Here is a 20,141-nt window from a genome sequence, read left to right as displayed (position 1 = left end):
CGGCGTACGGCGCCAGCCAGGATCACGCTCCGTCACTCTCCGAACAAGCACGACAGGCGCGCTGTAATCAACCCAGGTAATCAGCAAGGACAGACAAGACGTTGTATTCACCTGTCCGGGACGGAGACGCGCGAAGACGGGCATCACCGCGCCGGAGCGGTCTCACGGACTCGCCGTCCCGGAAGGGGTGGCCGACTGCGTGGCCGACGGGTCCGGGGTCGGCGTGGCCGACGGGTCCGGAGTCGGCGGCGGGGTCACCGGGGCGGGCGGTGTCGTCGCCGGCGTCGCCGGCGGGGTCGACGGCGGCTTCGGCGCGGAGGTGGTCGGCGAAGGGGCCGGCTTGGGGGTCGGGCAGGGCTTGGGGCCCGGCCGTCCTCCCTGGTGGTCGCGGGGCGGCTGCACCGGAGTGGTCGGCCCCCCTCCCGGCGGGCCGTCCGGTGCGGAAGGGGCGGGCCGCCACGAAGGCCCCGCGGGGCCGGGCCGGTCGGGCCGGTCGGGCCTCACCCCCGGGAGGAACCGGTCCGGCAGCGCCTCCGGCCCGACCGCGCCCACCTGCTGCCGTGTTCCCGCCGGGCCCGTGGGCCCGAGGGCGTGGGCGACCAGCTCCGGCGGAGCGGACTCCAGGGCCATCGGGCGCTCTCCGGCCTCGGCGCTCCACGGCAGGCGCACGCCCGGCCCCCCGCCCGCCGCGGGGAGGACCCCGGAGGCGATGCCCGAGGGCTCCCCGCCGGGTCCCCCGCCGAAGTTGACGAAGATCATGGCGATTGCGGCCGCAGCCGCGACCGCAGCCGCCGCACCGGCCAGCGCGCGAACCCGGCCAGGGTCCCGGCGAGCCCTCGCGGGGGGAAACCCGGCGGCGTCGAGGACGCCGATCCGGCCGGCGGCGTAACGGCGGTAGGGGACGAGCTCGGGGTCGGTGAAGCAGCTCATCACCCGCACGCGCACGGTGTCCGGCAGGGTCACCCCGGGCAGCAGGTCGAAGACCTTGACCGCGGAGATCTGCCGGGACCGGTGCGGCGTGCAGGTGTCGCACCGGTTGACGTGGGCGACCATCCGCTCGCGCGTCCCCGGCGTGAGCTCCCCGGAGAACCCGCCCAGGATCTCGGCCCGCTCCACGCAGTCGTAGGGCCCCTTGCGGGCGAGGAACTCGGCGGTCACCGCGTCGCGCAACCGGTCCTTGGCGGATTCGAGCAGGCGCTCGGCGTCCCGGTCCGGGATCCGCATCACCGCGGCGGCGTCGGCGACGTCCAGGCCGTGCCGGGCGACCAGCTCGAGGATCTCGCGGTCCTCCTCCGACAGGCCCCGGACGGCGTTCCAGGCCACCACCCGCAGGTCGGCGTCGCCGCCGCGCGGGACGGGCAGCTCCTCGGTCGCCGCCTCCCCCTCCCGGTCCTCCGCGGCCGTGCGCAGCCGCAGGCACTGCTCGCGGGCGAGGGCGTACAGCCACGCCTTCAGCCGCCCGGCGTCGGCGAGCACGTGGACGCGGTCCTCAGCGGTGATCAGGGTGTCCCGGAGGGCCACCTGGGCACCGTCCGAATCACCCAGCATGGACCGGCAGTAACGGTAGACACCCTCGGCGTAGGAGTCGTAGAGCGCGGCGAGGGCGCCCGCATCACGGGCGCGCAGGGCTTCGACCAGGACGCTGTCGTTCATGTAGCAGACGGTAATAGCGCCGTAACTGCAAGTTCCACCGATTCCCGGAAGACACGGCAACCGTATTCAGAATGTTAACAACCCCTGCAAAAAATGCCGCATTTCGCGCATTCGTAAATCTTAGTTAATAGTCATTTGCCGGAATTAACGGTCACGGGGTGGCGGTCTCACCCGGCAGGGCCCGCCGCCCCCGGTCCTCCTCGAACGGGGAGGTCGTCGGCTTGACGGTGTGCACCGGGACCGCGCCGCCCAGCGCCAGCTCCTCGTACGGCCGGCTGCTCGACCCCCACGTCCGCGCGACCACCTCGGCCTTCGCCACCTTGGCCGGGTCGGCGACGCTCTCGACGTCCAGCAGGAAGCGGCGCCTGCGGTTCTCCCGGACGTCGTCCACGAACGTCGTCCCCCCGCCGAGCAGCCTGCCCGCCGAGTCGCGCAGCAGCGCGGTCACCGCCAGCGTCCCCGCGGGGAGCCGGTACGGCGTGCCGACGTACCCGGTGACCAGGTAACCGCCGTCCTTCGGCCGCCCGGTCCGCACCCCGGAGACGGGGAACGGCTGGAAGGCCGAGACGATGCGGCCCGCCCTGCGCCACTCGGCCGGGCGGTAGCCGATGGTCACCTTCGCGGGCTTCTTCACCGCGAGCGCCTGCCCGGTGAAGGCGAGCGACCCCGCCGGGGGCACCGCGTCGAGCGGCTGCTCCATCCGGACGACCTCCTTGCCCCGGGCGTCCAGCCCCACCACCGTGACGACCACGTGCTCGCCGAAGTGCCAGGGGTTGGGGTTGGCCAGCACCCCGGCCCAGTTCACCACGTACCCGTCGTGGCGGTCCTCGCTCCGGACGACCGAGGAGACCTCCTCCGCGACCGTGAGCGCCCGGAGCTCGGGGGCGTCGTCGTCCTGCCTGCGCTCGCTCGCGCAGCCGGTGAGGAGGATCAGGGTGAGGGCGCCGAGGACGCCGGCGGTGCGGGTGATGTAGGCCACCCAGCCGTCATAGTCCCCGGCCGCGTGCGTCCTCCCCGGACACGCGGAGGTCAAGCGAACTCTTTAGCCCCGCTGCCGCAGACCTTGCCGATCGGCTCAGCGCTTCCTGACCACCCGGCTCTCGTCCCAGACCGGCTCCGGCGCCTCGTACACCCTCCCGTCGGAGCCGAAGACCAGGTAGCGGTCGAAGTCCTCGGCGAACCACCGGTCGTGGGTGACCGCGACCACGGTCCCGTCGAAGGCGTCCAGCCCCTGCTGCAGCGCCTCGGCACTGGCCAGGTCCAGGTTGTCGGTCGGCTCGTCCAGCAGCAGCATCGTGGTCCCCGACAGCTCCAGCAGCAGGATCTGCAGCCGTGCCTGCTGCCCGCCCGACAGGGTCTCGAACCGCTGCTCGGCGATGGTCCCGGCCAGCTCGTAGCGGGCCAGTGCCTTCATCGCCTCGTTCTTCAGCCGCGCGTGCTCGGTCATGACGATCTCGCACGGGGTCCGGCCGAGGAGCTCCGGCCGGGCGTGGGTCTGCGCGAAGTGCCCGGGGACGACCCGCGCGCCGAGCCTGGCCGTACCCGTGTGCCGGACGTCCTCCCCGGCGAGCAGCCGCAGGAAGTGCGACTTGCCGGAACCGTTGGAGCCCAGCACCGCGACCCGCTCGCCGTACCAGATCTCCAGGTCGAACGGCTTCATCAGGCCGGTGAGCTCCAGCCGCTCGCAGATCACCGCGCGCTTGGCGGTCCGGCCGCCCTTGAGCCGCATGCTGATGAACTGGTCCCGCGGCGCGGCCTCGGGCGGGCCCGCCTCCTCGAACCTGCGCAGCCGGGTCTGGGCCGAGTGGTAGGCGGCGGCCATGGTGTCCATGTACTTCGCCTTCTGCTTGAGCATGTTCACCAGCCGCTTGAGCTTGGCGTGCTCCTCGTCCCAGCGCTTCTTCAGCTCCTCCAGGCGCTCGTTGCGCTCCCTGCGCGCCTGGGCGTAGCTCCGGAAGCCGCCGCCGTGCACCCAGACGTTCCCCGACTCGACGGTCACGATCCGGTCGGCGGCGTTGGCCAGCAGCTCCCGGTCGTGGCTGACCAGCAGCACGGTCTTGGGCGTCTCGCGCAGCGCCTGCTCCAGCCAGATCTTCCCCGGCACGTCCAGGTAGTTGTCCGGCTCGTCCAGCAGCAGCGTCTGGTCCGGCCCGCGCAGCAGCGCCTCCAGCACCAGCCGCTTCTGCTCGCCGCCCGACAGCGTGTTCACCTCGCGGTACTTGCACCGGTCGTACGGCATGCCGAGGGCGGCCATGGTGCAGGCGTCCCAGAGCACCTCGATGTCGTAGCCGCCCGCGTCGGTGTAGTCCGTGATGGCCTGCGCGTAGCGCATCTGGGCCTTCTCGTCCTCGCGCTCCATCATCACGAGCTCGGCGGCCTCCAGCTTCTCGGCCGCCTGCCGTACGCGCTCGGGGGCGACGCCGACCAGCAGGTCGTGCACGCTCCGGCCGTCGCGGATGCCGCCGATGAACTGCCGCATGATCCCCAGCCCGCCGGAGCTGGCGACGCTCCCCTCCACCGGCTGGAGGTCCCCGGCGATGAGCCGCATCAGCGTCGTCTTCCCGGCGCCGTTCGGCCCGACCAGCGCCGCCTTCACGCCGTCGCCGACCCGGAAGGACACATCGTCCAGCAGCGGCCTGCCGTCCGGCAGAACGTATGTCAGATGCCCGACCTCGACGTGTCCCACAGCGCTTCCCCTACTCTCAAGTCCTCGCGCAGGGTACATGCCGGTTTCGCCCCCGGGCACCCGGATTTCCGTCCGCCCGCCGAGGGGTCAGACGGTGAAGCGGCCGACCAGGTCGCGCAGGGAGCGGCTCATGCCGGCGAGTTCGGCGGCGGCGTGGCGGGATTCGGCGACGCCTTCGGTGGTGACGGCGGTGGCCTGGGCGACGCCGGCGATGTTGGCGGCGATCTCGTCGCTGGAGGCGGCGGCGTCGGCGACGTTGCGGTTCATCTCGCCGGTGGTGGCGGTCTGCTCCTCGACGGCGGCGGCGATGGCGCCCTGGTGGTCGTCGATGCGGCCGGTGATGGCGCTGATGCGGTCGATGGCCTGGACGGCGCCGGTGACGTCGGCCTGGATGGCGGTGACGCGGCGGGCGATGTCCTCGGTGGCCTTGGCGGTCTCCTGGGCGAGGTCCTTGACCTCGCCGGCGACGACGGCGAAGCCCTTGCCGGACTCGCCGGCGCGGGCGGCCTCGATGGTGGCGTTGAGGGCGAGCAGGTTGGTCTGCTCGGCGATGCTGGTGATGGTCTTGACGACGTTGCCGATCTCGGTGGAGGAGGTGCCCAGGCGGGTCATGAGGGTGTTGGTGGTGTGGGCGGCGGTGACGGCTTCGGCGGTGACGGAGGCGGCCTGGGAGGTGCTGGTGGAGATGTCGCGGATGGCGGCGCCCATCTCCTCGCCGCCGGCGGCCACGACGCGGACGTTGTGGGAGACGTCGGCTGCGGCGGCGGCGACGATGCCGGACTGGGCGCTGGCCTCCTCGGCGGAGGCGGCGATGCGCTCGGAGACCTGCGACAGGTGCGCGGAGGAGGTCGCCAGCGCGTCGCTGTGCTCCGTCAGCGCCGTCACCGTGGTGTGCAGCGCCTGCGCCGTGTCGTCCATGGCCCGGCCGAGGCGGCCGAGCTCGTCGCGGCGGGTCATGCCCAGGCGGACGGTCAGGTCGCCGCGGGCCACCCGGCCCAGGGCGTCGACCACGACGGTCAGCGGGCGCACCACCGAGCGGGTCACCCGGACGCTGAGCACCGCGGCCAGCAGCAGCGCGGCCGCCAGCGTGCCCCACAGCACCCGCCGGCCCGTGTCCTCCACCTGCTCGACCTCCTTCTCCAGCAGGGCGATGCGGTCGCCGAGCGACTTCTGCAGGGCCTGGGTGATCTCGACGCCCACCTCCCACGCCTCTCCGCCCGCGCCCTCGTTGATGCTGTCCATCGCCGCGGCACGGCCCTCGCGCGTGTCCTGCCGGAGCAGTTCGACGATCTTGTCGTCCTCGGCGAAGAACTTCTCCCAGGCGGGCTTCAGCTCGTCGAACCGCGCCCGCTCGGCCGGGGTCAGGTACTGCACGTGGGCGTTGTCCAGGGTGGCGAAGAGCGCCTTCTCCGTCTCCATCAGGCCCGCGCGGTTGTAGGAGTCGGGCGCGGTGGCCTGCTCGCCCCCGTAGGCCCCGGCGTCGGCCACCACCAGTCCCTGCCAGCTCGTGGCGTCGGCGACGTGGTAGGCGAAGGTCTGGATGTCGTCCTCGACCCGCTCCAACTGGTCCATCCGCGCGTTGATCTCCGCCTGGCGGTCCATCCCCCACTGCCCTGCGCCGACGGCGGCCGCGATCAGCAGGGATACCAGCAGGAAGGCGAGGCCCAGCCGTCTGCCCACTCCGAGGTCCTCGACGCGCAACATGAGGTGTTCTTCCTAACGTTGGAGATACCGGTGCTCGTCAGTCAGATCGGCCGCGGAACGCGGAAACTGAGAATCCGGCGGCTCCGGTTCCCCCTCTGCTGCGCGGTTCTCCGCCGGATACGCGGATCCGGTCAGTGCCCCCCGGAGAGCTCCCCGCTCAGCGTGCCGTGGATCTCCGCGCTGGGCCGGTTCAGGCCGGTGATCTCCACGGTCTTGCCGCGGGCGGCGTACTTCGTCTCGATCGCGTCCAGCGCGGCCACCGAGGAGGCGTCCCAGATGTGCGCGCCGGACAGGTCGATGACCACGTGGTCCGGATCCCCGGCGTAGTCGAACCGGTGGACCAGGTCGTTGCTGGAGGCGAAGAAGAGCTCCCCGGTGACGGCGTAGATCGCGTGACCGCCCTCGGGGTCGGTGACCGCGGTGACGTCGGCCAGCCGGGCGACCCGCCGCGCGAAGATCACCATGGCGGTGACGGAACCGACGACCACGCCGACGGCCAGGTTGTGGGTGGCCACCACGACCGCGACCGTGGTCGCCATCACGACGGTCTCGCCGTACGGCATGCGCCGGAGCGTGGCCGGGGCGACCGAGTGCCAGTCGAAGGTGCCCACGGAGACCAGGATCATCACCGCGACCAGGGCTGCCATGGGGATCTGCGAGACCCAGGGGCCGAACACGATGCAAAGGATCATCAGGAAGACCCCGGCGGTGAAGGTCGACAGGCGGGTGCGGGCCCCGCTGGTCTTGACGTTGATCATCGTCTGGCCGATCATCGCGCAGCCGCCCATGCCGCCGAAGAACCCGGTGACGATGTTGGCGACGCCCTGGCCGACGGCCTCGCGCGTCTTGCTGGAGCGGGTGTCGGTGATGTCGTCGACGAGCTTGGCCGTCATCAGCGACTCCATCAGCCCGACCAGCGCGAACGCCAGCGCGTACGGCGCGAGCAGGGTGAGGGTGTCCAGGGTGAACGGCACGTCCGGCAGGCCGGGGACCGGCAGCGAGGAGGGCAGGGCGCCCCGGTCGCCCACGGTCGGCACGGCGATCGCGGCGCCGACGGTCAGGGCGGTCAGCGCGGCGATGGAGACCAGCGGCGCCGGGACCGCCCTGGTGAGGCGCGGGAAGAGCACCATGAGGGCCAGCGCCCCGCCCACCAGCGGGTAGACCGCCCACGGCACGTCGCGCAGCTCGGGCACCTGCGCCATGAAGATCAGGATGGCCAGGGAGTTGACGAAGCCCACCATGACGCTGCGCGGCACGAACCGCATCAGCTTCGCCACGCCGAGCGCGCCCAGCACGATCTGGATCACCCCGCCGAGGATGACGGTGGCGATCAGGTGGCCGAGGCCGTACTCACGGGCGAGCGGCGCGACCACCAGGGCGATCGCACCGGTCGCCGCGGAGATCATCGCGGGCCTGCCGCCCACGACGGCGATCACCACGGCCATGGTGAAGGAGGCGAACAGCCCGACGCTCGGATCGACCCCGGCGATGATGGAGAAGGAGATCGCCTCGGGGATCAGCGCGAGCGCGACCACCAGGCCGGCGAGCATCTCGGTGCGGGCGACCTTCGGCGAGAGCCAGGCCGGACGGGGAAGGCGCAGCCGGGGGACCGGCGGCGTCGATGGAGTCTGCAACAGTCGACCTCAGGGGTTCCGGGCGCCTCCCGGCGGACCGGAACACGCGGCAGAGCACACCCGGCGGGCCCGGCGGGCCGTACGGGGGCCGCCCGCGCACGTTCGCGGGCGAAGGACGGTGGGCGCGGGCGAAGGACGGTGGGCTCCCGCGGGGTCCGCGGAGACGCGCCGTCGCGTCCCGCCTCGGCGGAGAGCCCGGGCATCGCCCCTGGCTCCAACGGGGAAGGCCGCAGAGGTCTTCCCGATCGCCCGCAACTTTACCCTGCCGGCTCCGGCGGGCGCCCTCGCCCCCGGCGACCGCGCTCAGCCTGAGAGGAAGTCGATGCAGCGGCCCAGGAGGGCGATCAGCGTCTCCCGCTCCTCCGGGGTGAACTCGGCGGCCAGGCCCCGCTCGACCCGCACCGCGCGGGCGTCCCCGTCGGCCAGCACCTCCTCGCCCTTCGCGGTGAGCCGGGTCTCCAGGATGTTCCGGTGCCACTCGTGCGGGGTGCGCTCGATGAGGCCGCCCTCCTGGAGGTTCTTGAGCACGGTGTTCATCGTCGGCGGGGTGACCGCGCACGCCCTGGCCAGCGCGGCGGCCGAGATGCCGGGGTTCTGCGCGAGGTGCAGCAGGGCCGCGTACTGCGGCACCGTCAGCCCGGCCGGTTTCAGCGCGGCGTGCTTGGCCGCGGTGAGCGCTTGTTCGGCGCGCTTGAGATGGGAGCCCAGGCGCTCGGGAACCGGCATCGACGTCACCTCTGCATGCTAACGGCCCGGAACGTTCGCCTGTTGACGAAGATTAGAGTTCTAATTATGTTGTCTACTCACATTGATCACAGTGTTCTCATAACGCCGGAAACGGCCGAACGGAGAGGCAGCATGTCCCGAGTTCGTCAGCCCATCACCATCACGGTCGCGGCCCTCGCCGCGGCGCTCTCCCTGTCCCCCGCCGCCCAGGCCGCCCCCGCCTCCCCCGCCGCCCAGATCGCCCAGGTCGCCCAGACCGGTGCGACCGGTGCGACCGCACCGGCCTCCGAGTCACGCGTCCGGATCTCCACCGCCCACGAACTGCCCGGTGACCGGGTCTATCCCGAGGGCATCGCCGCCGACCCGCGCACCGGAGACCTCTACGCGGGGTCCTTCACCGACGGCACGGTCTTCAGGATGACCCCGGGCCGGCGGACCGCCCAGATCTTCCTGCCCGCCGGCGCCGACGGGCGCGACACCGCCAACGGGCTGAAGGTGGACCGGGCCGGGCGACTCTGGGTGACCGACTCCACCACCGGGGTGTCGGTGTACGACACCCGCAGCCGCCGCCTGCTGGCCCGCTTCGAGGTCCCCGGGCAGGAGCCGAGGTTCGTCAACGACCTCGCCCTCACCCCGGACGGCACCGCCTACCTGACCGACAGCGTGCGCGCCGTGGTCTACCGGGTCACCCCGGCCCAGCTGTCCCGGGCGGCCGGCCGTACGGCGGCGCTCACCCCCCGCTTCGACCTGACCGGTGTCCTCGAACCGCGCGAGCCCGGAGCGTTCAGCCTCAACGGGATCGTCGCCGACCCCTCCGGACGCCACCTGCTGACCGCGGACATGGTCGGCGGCGACCTCTACCGCCTCGACCCCGCCTCCGGCGCGATCGCCAGGGTCGCCCTGCACGGCGGCGACATGCTGCACGCCGACGGGCTGGAACTGCAGGGCGGCCGGCTCTGGGCCGTGCACAACACCGACAACGCCGTCAGCCGGTGGCGGGTCACCGCGAACGGCACCTCCGCCCGGATGGAGCGGCGGGTGGCCGACGAGGCCCTGCAGCTCCCGACCACGCTGGTACGGGTCCGCGGGACGCTCCACGTGGTCCGCTCGCAGTTCGACAAGGGCGGTCCGCTGGGCGAGGGCACCCCGCAGCGACCCTTCACCATCGCCTCGGTGCGCGGCCTCTGAGCACCGGAGGTCAGGCGGACCGCTGGCCCCTGCCTCGTCCCGTGCGGGCGAGGTGCCACGCCGTCGCCGTCCACAGCAGGCCCCAGACGAGGAAGAACGGCGACCAGAGCAGCAGATCCCAGCGGGCCAGCTCGCGGGCCAGTTCGGTGTGACCGCCCGGCGGCGGCTGCAGACCGGTGAGCACCAGCGTGTCGCCGACGAATCCGTAGCCGACCGGGCCGAAGGCCCGCAGGATCATGAAACCCCCCACCGTCCACGTGACGGCGAGCAGGATCCGCCGCGGAACCCGCTCGCCCCAGGGGCGCACGGTGGCGAGCGCGACGAGAACGCCGACGACCGCGACGGCGAACAGGATCCAGTGGCTCGCCACGAACAGCGGATCGCGCGCCAGCAGCCGCTGCCGCAGGTCGGGCGGTAACGGGTCCTTGTCCGCCAGCGCGTTCGCGCCCAGCGCCTGGGCCAGCTTCATCAGGCCGTAGGCCGCGGTGCACACACAGGTCGCGTACGCGGCGTACGCGAGCGGTGCCCGGCGGACCCGCCCGCCGGGCGTCACCGCCCCGCTCCCGTCCGGCGGGGTGATCCCGACCAGGCCTCCCGTAAAGCCATCGCCATCATCGCCATGCCGGATCAACGCACGTGCGAGACGATCAGTGCCCTCCCGGCGCGGGGCGGGTGGTTCCGTACCCTCCGCCGCACCTCCCCGGCCGCCGCGGGGCACCCGCGTCTGTGATCGGTACGCTCACGGCGGGGAAAGGGGGCGTCCATGCTTCTCGCCGTCGCGGCCGCGGCCGGGCTGACCTGGTGGCTCGGGTTCTACGTGATCGTACGGGACCCGCGGGAGCGCGGACCACGGCGGGCGGGGCTGGGGCTGCTGGCCTACGGTCTCGCGCTGGCGGTCGGCCAGGTGCGCGTCGCCCTGGAAGACGCCGGGACCGGGGCACCGGGCGAAGCCCTCACCGGGGCGCCGGCCGGACCCCTGGCCGGGGTGCTGACCGGGGCCGAGGGCGTGCTGATCCACCTGCCGGTGCTGCTGTGGACCGGCGCCGTGCTGACGCTGGTCCCCGGGAGCGAACGGCTGGACCGGGCCTGGTCGAGAGGGCTCGTCCCGGTCACGCTCGTCGCGCTCGCCTGGCTGGTGGCCTCCGGTCAGGTCGCGGGGGCGGACACCGCGGTGCGGGCGGTGACCGGTGTGCTGCTGCTGGCGCCGCTGGCCGGGGTGCTGGTGCTGCTGGTGCGGGCCAGGCCGCCCCGGGTCGGCCTGCTGGCGGCGGTCGCCACCCTGTTCTTCGGGCTGGGCGCGGCGCTCCTGGTGTTCCCGCTGCCCGGACCGGCCGGGCTGCTCGCCGTACTGGCCATCGACGTGGACATGGCCCTGCTGGGCGTGGCCATCGCGATGTCCAGCGCGTTCCAGGCGGGTGAGGCCCTCTGGCGCGACATGCTGCGCTCCCTGCTGGGCGCGGTGGCGGCGGCGGGCGCGACGGGCGGGCAGGTGGCCCTGGCCGTCGCGCTCGGTGGGCCCACGCCCGCCCTGGCGGCGCTGCTCTTCGGGGTGGTCGCGGTGGCCGTGGCCGCGCAGACGCTCACCGGGCCGGTGCATCGGGCCCTGGACCGGATCGCCTTCCCCGGCGATCCGCAGATCCGGCGGGAGCGGGCCGAGCTGCGGGACTCCTCCGAGGCGCTGCCCCGCCGCGAGCAGGGCCCGCCGCCGCTGGACGAGGCCGAGTTCACCCGCCTGACGCGGCGCGCCCTGGCGGGCTACGGCGATCTGGGCAAGCTCGCCGCCAGCCCGCTCGCCAACCTGCCGGTGATCGACGAACGGGTCACCGGGGACAGCCCCCTGCAGCGGGCGGCCGAGCTGCGGCATCTGCTGCTGGAGAGCATCCAGCGGCTCAAGCCCCGGGACGGCGAGTTCGGCACCAGCGAGGAGTGGCGGTTCTACAACGTGCTCTACTTCCCCTACGTCCGGGGCCTGCGGCCCTACCGGCGCGGGGCCGGACGCGACGGGCTCACCCCGGAGGAACGGCGGGCGTTCGACTGGTTCCTCCGCGAAGTCCCCGAACGCACGCTCTACAACTGGCAGAACGCGGCGGCCAAACTCGTCGCCGATGATCTCCGTACGGAGAACCGGCAGTGAATGGCAGTGCCATGTCTGCAGTTGGCAGCGGGTGAGGCGGTGTGCTGAGGGCGTCCGAAGCCGACGCACTCGCAGAGGCGCTCACGGACGCGTTCACAGACGCCTTCGCAGAGGCGCTCACAGAAGGAGAGACCGATGACCGCGACCGCCGCTCCCACCCGCCGCACCCCCTTCCTGAACCGGGCGCTGCAGGCCGACACCGTCCTCACCGGAGGGTTCGGGATCATCCTGGCCGCCGCCGCGACCCCGCTGGCCGACCTGCTCGGCCTCCCCGAGCCGCTGCTCCGCTGGGCCGGGATCGTCCTGCTCCCGATCACCGCGTTCCTCGCCTACCTGGCGACCCGTCCGGCTCCCCCCGTGCGGGGCGTCCAGGCGGTGATCGTGATCAACGTGCTGTGGACCGTCGACAGCATCGCGCTGCTGTTCACCGGCTGGGTCGACCCGAACCCGCTCGGCGTCGCCTTCGTCGTGGCCCAGGCCCTCGCGGTCGCCGGCTTCGCCGAGCTCCACCACATGGGGCTGCGCCGCAGGTGACACCCCGGCCGTCCGGCCGCACGGTTCCCGAGGCCCCGGTGGGCGAACGTCCGGTCCGCCCACCGGGGCCTCGGCGTGGGCGGACGACGGTGAATCGCCTTCCGGCGAAGCGCCTGACGAGGACCGGTGTTCGAAGGCGGGGCCGGCCCGGTGGAGCCGGACGGCACGGGCGCGGACATGCCGATTCCGCAGGCCCGGCCTGCCACGAGACGCGTCCGTGATCAAGGACCGGCAGGATTTCAGGCCCATATCGACTGAAAAGGGAACAACTGTGAAGCGAGTGATCGCGGGCATCGCCGCGGCCACGGTCACCACATCCGTGGCCGCGACACCTGCCCAGGCGTCCTCCGCGGACCCGGTCAAGGTGCTGAAGAGCCAGTTCGCCGCGGGCAAGGGGGTGAAGTTCACCGACGTCACCACGACGACCGAGTTCGCCGGGAGCACCTCCTTCCTCAAGCGCACCGGTTCCTTCCAGTTCGGCAGGACCGGCATCGTCGCCTCCGACGTCACCACGAAGATCACCACCGACGAGCTCTCCTGGGTGTCCCCCAGCGTCCTGTGGAGGCTGGGGGAGTCGGAGCGGACCATCAGGATCGGCACCGACAGCTACTACTCCGGCAGCACCTGGAAGCCGTCGAAGGGCAAGACCTGGATCAAGCATCAGGACGGCATGACCGCCGGCCTCAGCGGTTGGTCCAGCCAGTTGGTGAACCCGATCGAGCCGGCGACCCTGAAGGTCCTGATCACGAAGGGGAAGCGGACGGGACGCACCTACTCGGGCAAGATCAGCTTCGGTGCGCTGGCGAAGGTCTCCCCCTGGCTGCGGAACGCCGATCTGATCAAGATGTCCGGGGAGGAGAAGCGCGAGGTGCTGCGCTTCACGCTCACCCTGGGCACCAACGGGCTCCCGCAGCGACTGGTCACCGTCTATCCGCAGAAGACCCACGGCGGGAAGGAAGCGGGGCACGAGGACAGGCGGCTCAGCGTGGAGACCCGCTACACCGGGTGGGGCAGCCGGGTGTCGATCAAGGCGCCGCCGGCGAGCAAGACGGACCTCATGAAGAAGCCCGCCTGGATGAAATGAGCGAAAGGCCCCCACCGGGCACCGATGGGGGCCTTTCGACCTGGAGCCGCCTTGGGGAATCGAACCCCAGACCCCTTCATTACGAGTGAAGTGCTCTGGCCGACTGAGCTAAGGCGGCGTGCCACACGTGTTCCGCATGGCTGAGGGAAGTCTACATGGTTCCGGAGGGTCCGCACGCCGTCGGATCATCCGATCCAGGGAGAGGCGATACCGGCCTCCCGATGTCCGGCCGGTCCCGCTCGGGCGGCACGCCTATGGGCTGGGGAAACTCTTACACCACGTCCGTGGACGCAACCATGGGGCCTCACACCTTGTATCCCTTACCACAACCGGTCCGTCGGAGCACCGTCACGGACCTGGCCGCTCCGGTCATCACGTCCGCCTCAGGCATCAGACCAAGGTTTTCCTACGGCCCCCATGCATGGATATTACGATCGTGAACAGACAGCACGTATGCCGCCGAACGAGGAGGTCTCGTGTCAGGCAGAGCGGTTCATCCCAGGAGCGGACCAGCCTGGCCTGCGGGAACCTTGGTGTCCATGCTCGATGAGGATGCGCGTGGAGAACTGCTGACTCTGGGAAAACCGCAGCCCTACGAGCCTGGAGCGATCCTGATCCGGCAGGGTGACTCCCGGTGCGACCATGTCCTGCTGCTGCGTTCCGCCCGCCCGGGGACGTCTGCCTGCGCCAAGGTCACGGTCGCTCTGGGCAACGGCGCCGAAGCACTGCTCGGAGTGCGGGTGAGCGGTGACCTGGTGGGTGAGATGGCCGTGCTCCGAGGGACGGACCGTTCCGCGACGGTCACGGCGTGTACTCCGATGCTGGCCTTCCAGATTTCCTCGGCCGCTTTCATCTCCTATCTCGACGGACACCCACGGCTGTGGTCCGCCCTGGCCTCCATGATCGCGAACAGGTTGGACTGGGCGAACCACCGCAGACTCGATTTCGCCGCTTTCCCCATCCCGGTGCGACTGGCGCGAGTACTCACCGATCTGGCGGCGAGCCACGGGTTCCCTGTCGAGGAGGGGACAGACCTCGGCGTCGGATTGTCCCAGCCGGAGCTGGGGCGGTTGATCGGGGCCAGGGAGGCAGCGGTGAACAACGCAGTTCGATCGTTCAAAGAGAACGGATTGTTGCTGATCCGGCGGAGACGTCTGATCATCACCGATCCTGAAGGACTCCGCGCCTTCGGCACTGAGGGCTGAAGCACGCCGCCGAGGGAGGTTCCGCCCAGGAGGCGGCGTCCGCCACCGCAGCGAGGCGAGCGGCACCCGGAACGAACCACGGCGAGTGCCGTCCGCTCAACGCCAGGCGGCGACGAGCACCGTCCAGGAGATGGCGGAGAACAGCATCAACCCCGCCCAGGGCACCGCCTTCGAAACATGACGGTATTTGCGTCCGGCGATCCTCGCGAGGAGCTCCGCCATCGCCCTCGCCTCCGCGAGCCTGGCCGATAGGTCATCGGCTGCGGGCGGCGGAGAGTGCGTGATCCCGGTGATGCCGTATCGACTCCGCATGGCCGGCGGCCGCAGATCGGGCCTGATGGTCTGGAGCATGTGATAGCCGGAGACCAGGAAACCCAGGAGGAACAGGCCCAGCAGGCTGTATCCGATGATGGTGCCCGCTCCACTGAGCTTGGCACTCGCACCGGACTGGGCGGCGACGATCGCCGCAGCCCCGGCGTGCAGGACGACGAGGACGCTCACTTTCCCGTCGGCGTGCTGAACGTAGTTCTGGAATGCGGTTACCGTGGCCAGGGCATCACTCATCTCCTGGTTTGCTGCCTTGTGAGAACTATGTCTGATCCAGCTCAGCACTTCGCTTCCCTTCCCTAGCGGCCAATCCCAGAGAAGGGCACACGCACCGGCCCGAGTATGGATTAATACGTCTTACAGACACTCCTCATGTTTCATGGGACCACATCCCCTATCGATAGGGGATGCCCGCCTCCGGAACGCCCCATACTGGTGGGCCACGCGGATATAGGCGATAGAGACGGAGAATCAGAGGTAGATCATGAAAAATGGTGGTTTTGGGCGTGCGCTCGTCATGTCGAGCGACCTCAAGGGCTACGGGGGAGGCAACGACAAGCGGCATGAGGCCATGCAGCGCGGCTTCATCGAGCTCCACCGGGCTGCGGCGGCGGAGGTGGGAACCGACCGCGGAACATGGGTGATTCAGCCTGCGGGCGACGGCGAGATCGCGATCCTACCGCAGGGCGAACATGAACCCGTCATCGTCGACCGATACGTGCGCACGCTTCACCACGGGCTCACCGAACACAACAAGGGCCTGGATCCACACGAACGACTCCGCCTCCGAGTGGCACTCGCCTTCGGTACCGCCTACCCATCCGTCAACGGATACGCCGGCCAAGCGGTCGTCGAAGCGAGCCGGTTGGTCGATTGGGCCCCGCTCAAGCAGTTGTTCAACGAAAAAGATGAAGCGAACATCGTTCTCATCCTCTCGGCCCGCCTCTTCGAGGACGTGGTACGCCAGGGACACACGTCCTACCAGGAGTTCGAATTCCATCGCGTCCTGGTCAGCGCCAAGGAGTTCTCCGGCAGCGCTTGGGTGTGGGCCCCGGAACTCGACAGGAAAGACATGGAGCACCTCCTCGACCTCACAGAAATGGACAAAAGATCACAAAATATAACAGAGGGGTTATTCCGGCAGGCTGAAGTGATCAACAATATGAACGGGCCGGTCGACGCCCGTGGAGCGGTCTTCGGGATCAGCCGGAAATGATCGAGGAGGCAAGTCCTCAGGGTGCCCACCGGCAACCCGAGGCTCCGACAAGTGCCGACGCCGAGCCCGAGCAGCAGTCCCAGGAGCAGGACTCCTCCGCAGCGGGCGATCCGGCGCCCGAGAACACGGACGACGATCTCGACGAGAGTGCTCTCGGCCAGACGGCCACTGTGATCAACAATTTCTTCGCCGAGGTCCAGGCGCAGGGGTCCGCCTTCGGCATGACCGGCGGGCCTGCCGCCCGGTCGATCTCGGGCCGGCTGGACCGGAAGGACATCGAGCGCGCACTGCAGTGCTTCGTCGAACCCGCCGCCTTCCCCAGGGCGCTGATGACGCTGCGCGAGCGTCACCTGGTCGTCCTCGTCGGAGGCGAGGACATCGGCAAGTGGACGAGTGGAATCGCTCTCCTCGACGCCGTCAAGGCCAACGTGGACAGGGTCGTCGTCCTCCCGCCCGACCGCAGGCTCGGTGACCTGCTCTCCACCGTCTCCGCCAAGAGGAACCGCGTCTACTTCATCCACGACTGGATCGAGAACGGCACGGCGACGAGTGCACGGCGCTTCGATCTCGAGGCGCTGAGCGCCGGACTCATGGAAACACAGTCCTATCTGGTGATCACCCTGAACCGGGCGGAGACCGAGGCCGAGCTCGCCGTGTTCGAGATCCCGTGGAGTGCGCCCGACCCGTCGGCGCTGTTCGCCGCCTGCCTCGGCCAGACCTGGCCGACCAGCGAGATCGCCCGGGTCCAGGACCGCGTGGCCGAGTTGCGTACACCCCGGCAGGTCGCCGAACTGGCCGGACAACTGCGTGAGGGTTCGCGGTCGGCCGAGGAGATCCTGGCCGACCTGGGGGGCGACACCGTCTCCCGGTGGTTCGACGGCCAACCGGGACGTTCCGACGTACTGACGGTCGCGGCCCTGGCCTTCGCGTACGGCATGCCCGAACGCATCTTCGAACGCCTCGTGGTGGAGTTGAAGGACATCGCGGACGAGATCGAGTGTCAAGGAGCCGAACGTGAACGGCGTCCGATCGGAGACGATCTACCTCAGACCCGGATGCTATGGAACAACCGGCACCCGCTGATCGGGACGTCGAGCGAACCGGGTGAGCGTCAAGTGATCTTCTGTGGCGTCCGTCACCGAGAACATGTGATCAGGCAGTTACACCACCGCTACGACTACCGGCTGTGGCAACCGCTACGCGAGTGGATCCGCGGGCTGGCCGACGACCGGCCGGAGACCCAGGTTCAGGCCGCGGCGGGACTGGCCCTTCTTTCCCGGACCAATCCCGAAGAGGTCCAGGAGTCCTTCCTGGAGACCTGGGCCGGGGGAACCGTACAGGAGCGGCTCGCCGCCGCCAGCACCCTCTCCCTGATGTGCACCGACGACGGCACCGCGACCGTGGCCCTCGCCTGCACTCTGGGCTGGGTGGAGAATGCGGGGCAGCCGCAGGCCATGACCGCGGCACTCGCGTTCGCGGGCGGTCTCTCCATCCGTTATCCCGTCCAGGCCGTGGGCTGGTTGTGGTATCTGTCCCTGCGCGGGATCCGGGTGAGCACCGTCGCGCAACGCGCCCTCGTCCTGCTGTTCCAGGGCGCAGCCGAAAGAGACGGCGACGCCCTGACGGAGCTGCAGTTGCTCGCCCGGCACGTCGACCGCGACCTCACCGAGGGCATGGAGCCAATGCTCGCGCGGCGGGCGCTCTCGGCCGTACTCGGTGTACTCGGCGCCGATCGGCTGAGCGGCGAGCAGCCGGGTAGCGACGGGCCGGAGAACGGGCGGCCGCTCATGGCCTCGCTCCTCCTTGCGCAGCCGGACAGCGCCAAGCCGATCGGCGTGCTGTGGGCCTGGGCACTGCACAACGCCCACCATCGGGCCAGGGCGGTCCGGGCGCTCTGCCGGACTCTCGACGGGCTGAGCGGCAAGGACGGCGCGGTCGCCGCTGCGGACGCACTGGGTCGCGCGGTGTGGTCCAAACTGCCCGGCAGCGTGGCCGTACTGGTCAGGCGGGCGATCGACCAGGCCGCCGGCGCCTCGATCCAGCCGCAGGCCGGGCCGGCCAGGGAGATCGTTCTCACCCTCCTCAACGCGGGCACTCCGCGTACCCAGTCATGACGTCAAGGAGTCACCGATGTCTCCGCACATCAGATATCCCATTGTGGAAGAGCGCACTCTGCGCCCGCCCCGACGACGCCTGGGGCTGTTCGCCCGCCGCGACCCCGGAGAGCTTCCGGAAGCCCCGACGGGAACCGTCCTCGTCTTCGCCGTGAACGGGGGCTACAAGGCCTACACCGACATCGGCCATCTCAGAGGATCCGAGGATGCCGTCGTGGAGGCCCGCTCCGTAAGCGTCGTCTACGTACGCAGCCGCCGGGTCGTGGTCGACGTCGAGATCCCCTCCGCGGACATGGGCTACCACTTCCTCGTCAGAACGACCTTCGAGTGCAGGGTGACCGACCCTGAGGCGGTTGTATCCGCCGGGGTGGAGAACGCCGCGACGATCTTGGACCATCATCTCCGCAACGACCCGGAGCTGATGCGGCTCGGCGCGGTACGACCGGTCGAGGAGGCGCACGGGCTCTCCGCCGATGTCTCCGGCAGGGTCCGGGCGTATCTGGAGTTCTACCCGGCGCGCATCCCCGGGATCGAAGTGAACCTGGCCAACGTCACCGTCCTGCCGCCCACCGACATCCTCGCCCATGGTCAGCAGATCAAACGGCTCAAGTGGGAGACGGAACGCAAGCAGTTGGAGTGGGTGATCGAGAACCGTGACGTCGCGCGGATCGAGGAGATCTTCAAGCGGGGTACCGAGGCCGCCGTGGCACTCGGGGTCAGCCGTGACCAGCTGTTGATGGGTGACGCGGTGAGCATCAGCCGCGAGGCCGAGGTGACCCGGATGAAGTACCTGGCCGAGCTGATCGAGGGCCTCCCCGAAGGCTCGCTGGACTTCCTGCCCGTCGACACCCACGCGCTCATCAACCGGGCGATGAAGTCGGTCACCGGAGTCGAGCCCTTCGTCGAGGCCTCACCCGGCCCCGAGCAACCGCGGGCCGTCGAGAGCCGACCGTCCCGGGCAGGGGACGACGACCGCCCGCGAATGATCGGTCTGGAGGAGCTCGATGACTGAGGAGACCTCCGTGCGCAGGCATTCACATACGTCCGCCTCCGGCAGGCGGTTCGACCTCGGCAGGCGGCTGCGCATCCTCGCCGGGGTCGACGAGGGGATCCTGGACCAGGTGCCGCTGGAGCGCACCCGCTACGTCGGTCTCGGCGGCGTGGTGCTGGGGACGGCGGTCGTGGCCGGGATCTCCATGTGGTTCGCGCTGAGCCAGGTCCTGGGCGGTGCCCACATCGCGATGCTCATCCCCACGGTGATCTGGGGACTCATCGTGCTCAATCTCGATCGCTGGCTGGTCTCGACCGTCACCGGGCTCTGGCAGCGTCGGCTTCTCATGCTCATTCCGCGCCTGCTCGTGGCCGTGATCCTGGGTTTCATCATCGCCGAACCGCTGGTCCTGCGGGTGTTCGAGACGGCCGTGGTCCAGCACGTCGTCGACGAACGCCAGGCGGCGCGGAACACCGAGCGGGACCGGTTGGTGGCGTGTAACCCGTCGGCTCCTACCGCCACACCACCGCAGCGCGACTGCCGGAACGCCCAGCTCCTGGCCTCCACTCCTGCAGTGGAAGCAGCTCAACTGACGCAGTTGCAGGACCAGGCCACAAAACTCAAAGCGCAGGTCGACGCCGCCAACGAGCGGCATGCACACTTGATCGACCAGGCGACCGACGAATGCGCGGGAAGAAGAGGCTCGGGTCTGAGTGGCAAAGAAGGCTGGGGGCCGCGGTGTCAGCGGCTCCAAAACGAGGCGGATGGCTTCAAGACACGAAGCCGACTGAGTGAGAACACCGAGAAGCTGCAGGCGTTGAACACGCAGATCGCGGAGTTGAGCGGACCGCTCACCACCAAACGGGCCGACTACGGGCAGCGTGGGGACTGTACGGTTTTCGGTGTAACTCCTGATCAAGGAGGACACCCCTGATGAGTACTGTG

Annotated in this window: 17 protein-coding genes and 1 tRNA gene; 9 read left to right on the top strand and 9 right to left on the bottom strand. The window is 70.3% G+C overall.

Annotated features, from left to right (window positions below; all coding sequences use genetic code 11):
- Positions 1–162: 162 nt before the first annotated feature.
- The 6 genes from IEZ06_RS15875 to IEZ06_RS15850 all read right to left on the bottom strand — a co-directional run bounded on the left by IEZ06_RS15875 (position 163) and on the right by IEZ06_RS15850 (position 8,403).
- Positions 163–1,653 carry an RNA polymerase sigma factor gene (locus tag IEZ06_RS15875; RefSeq protein ID WP_189237466.1) on the bottom strand — a complete coding sequence of 497 codons (1,491 nt, stop codon included), beginning with the start codon at positions 1,651–1,653 and terminating at the stop codon, positions 163–165.
- Positions 1,654–1,804: 151 nt separating this feature from the next.
- Entirely contained in the window at positions 1,805–2,632 is an 828-nt protein-coding gene (locus IEZ06_RS15870) for a hypothetical protein (RefSeq protein ID WP_229798210.1), read from the bottom strand.
- Between the two features lie 96 nt (positions 2,633–2,728).
- Positions 2,729–4,339 carry an ABC-F family ATP-binding cassette domain-containing protein gene (locus IEZ06_RS15865; protein WP_189237465.1) on the bottom strand — a complete coding sequence of 537 codons (1,611 nt, stop codon included), beginning with the start codon at positions 4,337–4,339 and terminating at the stop codon, positions 2,729–2,731.
- Between the two features lie 87 nt (positions 4,340–4,426).
- Positions 4,427–6,043, bottom strand: a complete 1,617-nt coding sequence (locus IEZ06_RS15860) for a methyl-accepting chemotaxis protein (RefSeq protein ID WP_229798208.1) — start codon at positions 6,041–6,043, stop codon at positions 4,427–4,429.
- A 131-nt stretch (positions 6,044–6,174) separates the two neighbouring features.
- Positions 6,175–7,593 carry a SulP family inorganic anion transporter gene (locus IEZ06_RS15855; RefSeq protein ID WP_189237569.1) on the bottom strand — a complete coding sequence of 473 codons (1,419 nt, stop codon included), beginning with the start codon at positions 7,591–7,593 and terminating at the stop codon, positions 6,175–6,177.
- 387 nt (positions 7,594–7,980) lie between these two features.
- Complete coding sequence (locus tag IEZ06_RS15850; protein WP_189237568.1) at positions 7,981–8,403, bottom strand: MarR family winged helix-turn-helix transcriptional regulator; 423 nt, start codon at positions 8,401–8,403, stop codon at positions 7,981–7,983.
- Positions 8,404–8,535: 132 nt separating this feature from the next.
- Here IEZ06_RS15850 and IEZ06_RS15845 point away from each other — a divergent pair, with 132 nt between their 5' ends.
- Positions 8,536–9,591, top strand: coding sequence for an SMP-30/gluconolactonase/LRE family protein (locus tag IEZ06_RS15845; RefSeq protein ID WP_203872377.1), 1,056 nt, complete (start codon positions 8,536–8,538; stop codon positions 9,589–9,591).
- A gap of 10 nt (positions 9,592–9,601) precedes the next feature.
- On the opposite strand, the gene IEZ06_RS15840 is transcribed toward IEZ06_RS15845, so the two are convergent.
- Positions 9,602–10,084, bottom strand: a complete 483-nt coding sequence (locus tag IEZ06_RS15840; RefSeq protein ID WP_229798206.1) for a DUF3995 domain-containing protein — start codon at positions 10,082–10,084, stop codon at positions 9,602–9,604.
- Positions 10,085–10,354: 270 nt separating this feature from the next.
- Between IEZ06_RS15840 and IEZ06_RS15835 the strand changes: the two genes are divergently transcribed.
- The 3 genes from IEZ06_RS15835 (at position 10,355) to IEZ06_RS15825 (ending at position 13,343) form a co-directional block, all read left to right on the top strand.
- Positions 10,355–11,725, top strand: a complete 1,371-nt coding sequence (locus IEZ06_RS15835; RefSeq protein WP_189237464.1) for a hypothetical protein — start codon at positions 10,355–10,357, stop codon at positions 11,723–11,725.
- A gap of 135 nt (positions 11,726–11,860) precedes the next feature.
- Positions 11,861–12,259 (top strand): hypothetical protein, encoded by a 399-nt coding sequence (locus IEZ06_RS15830; RefSeq protein ID WP_189237463.1) that lies wholly within the window; start codon positions 11,861–11,863, stop codon positions 12,257–12,259.
- A 271-nt stretch (positions 12,260–12,530) separates the two neighbouring features.
- Positions 12,531–13,343, top strand: coding sequence for a hypothetical protein (locus IEZ06_RS15825; RefSeq protein WP_189237462.1), 813 nt, complete (start codon positions 12,531–12,533; stop codon positions 13,341–13,343).
- A 41-nt stretch (positions 13,344–13,384) separates the two neighbouring features.
- Here IEZ06_RS15825 and IEZ06_RS15820 read toward each other — a convergent pair.
- Positions 13,385–13,461: transfer RNA gene (locus IEZ06_RS15820), tRNA-Thr, on the bottom strand.
- Positions 13,462–13,882: 421 nt separating this feature from the next.
- Between IEZ06_RS15820 and IEZ06_RS15815 the strand changes: the two genes are divergently transcribed.
- Entirely contained in the window at positions 13,883–14,548 is a 666-nt protein-coding gene (locus IEZ06_RS15815) for a Crp/Fnr family transcriptional regulator (protein WP_189237565.1), read from the top strand.
- Between the two features lie 96 nt (positions 14,549–14,644).
- Here the strand turns inward: IEZ06_RS15815 and IEZ06_RS15810 are convergent, their stop codons facing one another.
- Positions 14,645–15,160, bottom strand: coding sequence for a Pycsar system effector family protein (locus IEZ06_RS15810; protein ID WP_189237461.1), 516 nt, complete (start codon positions 15,158–15,160; stop codon positions 14,645–14,647).
- Positions 15,161–15,359: 199 nt separating this feature from the next.
- On the opposite strand from IEZ06_RS15810, the gene IEZ06_RS15805 reads away from it, so the two are divergent.
- The 4 genes from IEZ06_RS15805 to IEZ06_RS15790 are packed head-to-tail and all read left to right on the top strand — an operon-like array spanning position 15,360 to position 20,130.
- Positions 15,360–16,091 carry a hypothetical protein gene (locus IEZ06_RS15805; RefSeq protein ID WP_189237460.1) on the top strand — a complete coding sequence of 244 codons (732 nt, stop codon included), beginning with the start codon at positions 15,360–15,362 and terminating at the stop codon, positions 16,089–16,091.
- Positions 16,088–18,205, top strand: a complete 2,118-nt coding sequence (locus IEZ06_RS15800) for a hypothetical protein (protein WP_189237459.1) — start codon at positions 16,088–16,090, stop codon at positions 18,203–18,205. Before IEZ06_RS15805 ends, IEZ06_RS15800 begins: the two co-directional genes overlap by 4 nt.
- A 43-nt stretch (positions 18,206–18,248) precedes the next feature.
- Positions 18,249–19,217 carry a hypothetical protein gene (locus tag IEZ06_RS15795; protein WP_189237458.1) on the top strand — a complete coding sequence of 323 codons (969 nt, stop codon included), beginning with the start codon at positions 18,249–18,251 and terminating at the stop codon, positions 19,215–19,217.
- Entirely contained in the window at positions 19,210–20,130 is a 921-nt protein-coding gene (locus tag IEZ06_RS15790) for a DUF4407 domain-containing protein (protein WP_189237457.1), read from the top strand. The genes IEZ06_RS15795 and IEZ06_RS15790 overlap by 8 nt, the downstream gene beginning before the upstream one ends.
- Positions 20,131–20,141 lie beyond the last annotated feature (11 nt).

This window comes from Planomonospora antibiotica, assembly GCF_014647955.1.
Lineage (GTDB): Bacteria > Actinomycetota > Actinomycetes > Streptosporangiales > Streptosporangiaceae > Planomonospora > Planomonospora parontospora.
This window is presented reverse-complemented; position numbering and strand designations above follow the sequence as displayed.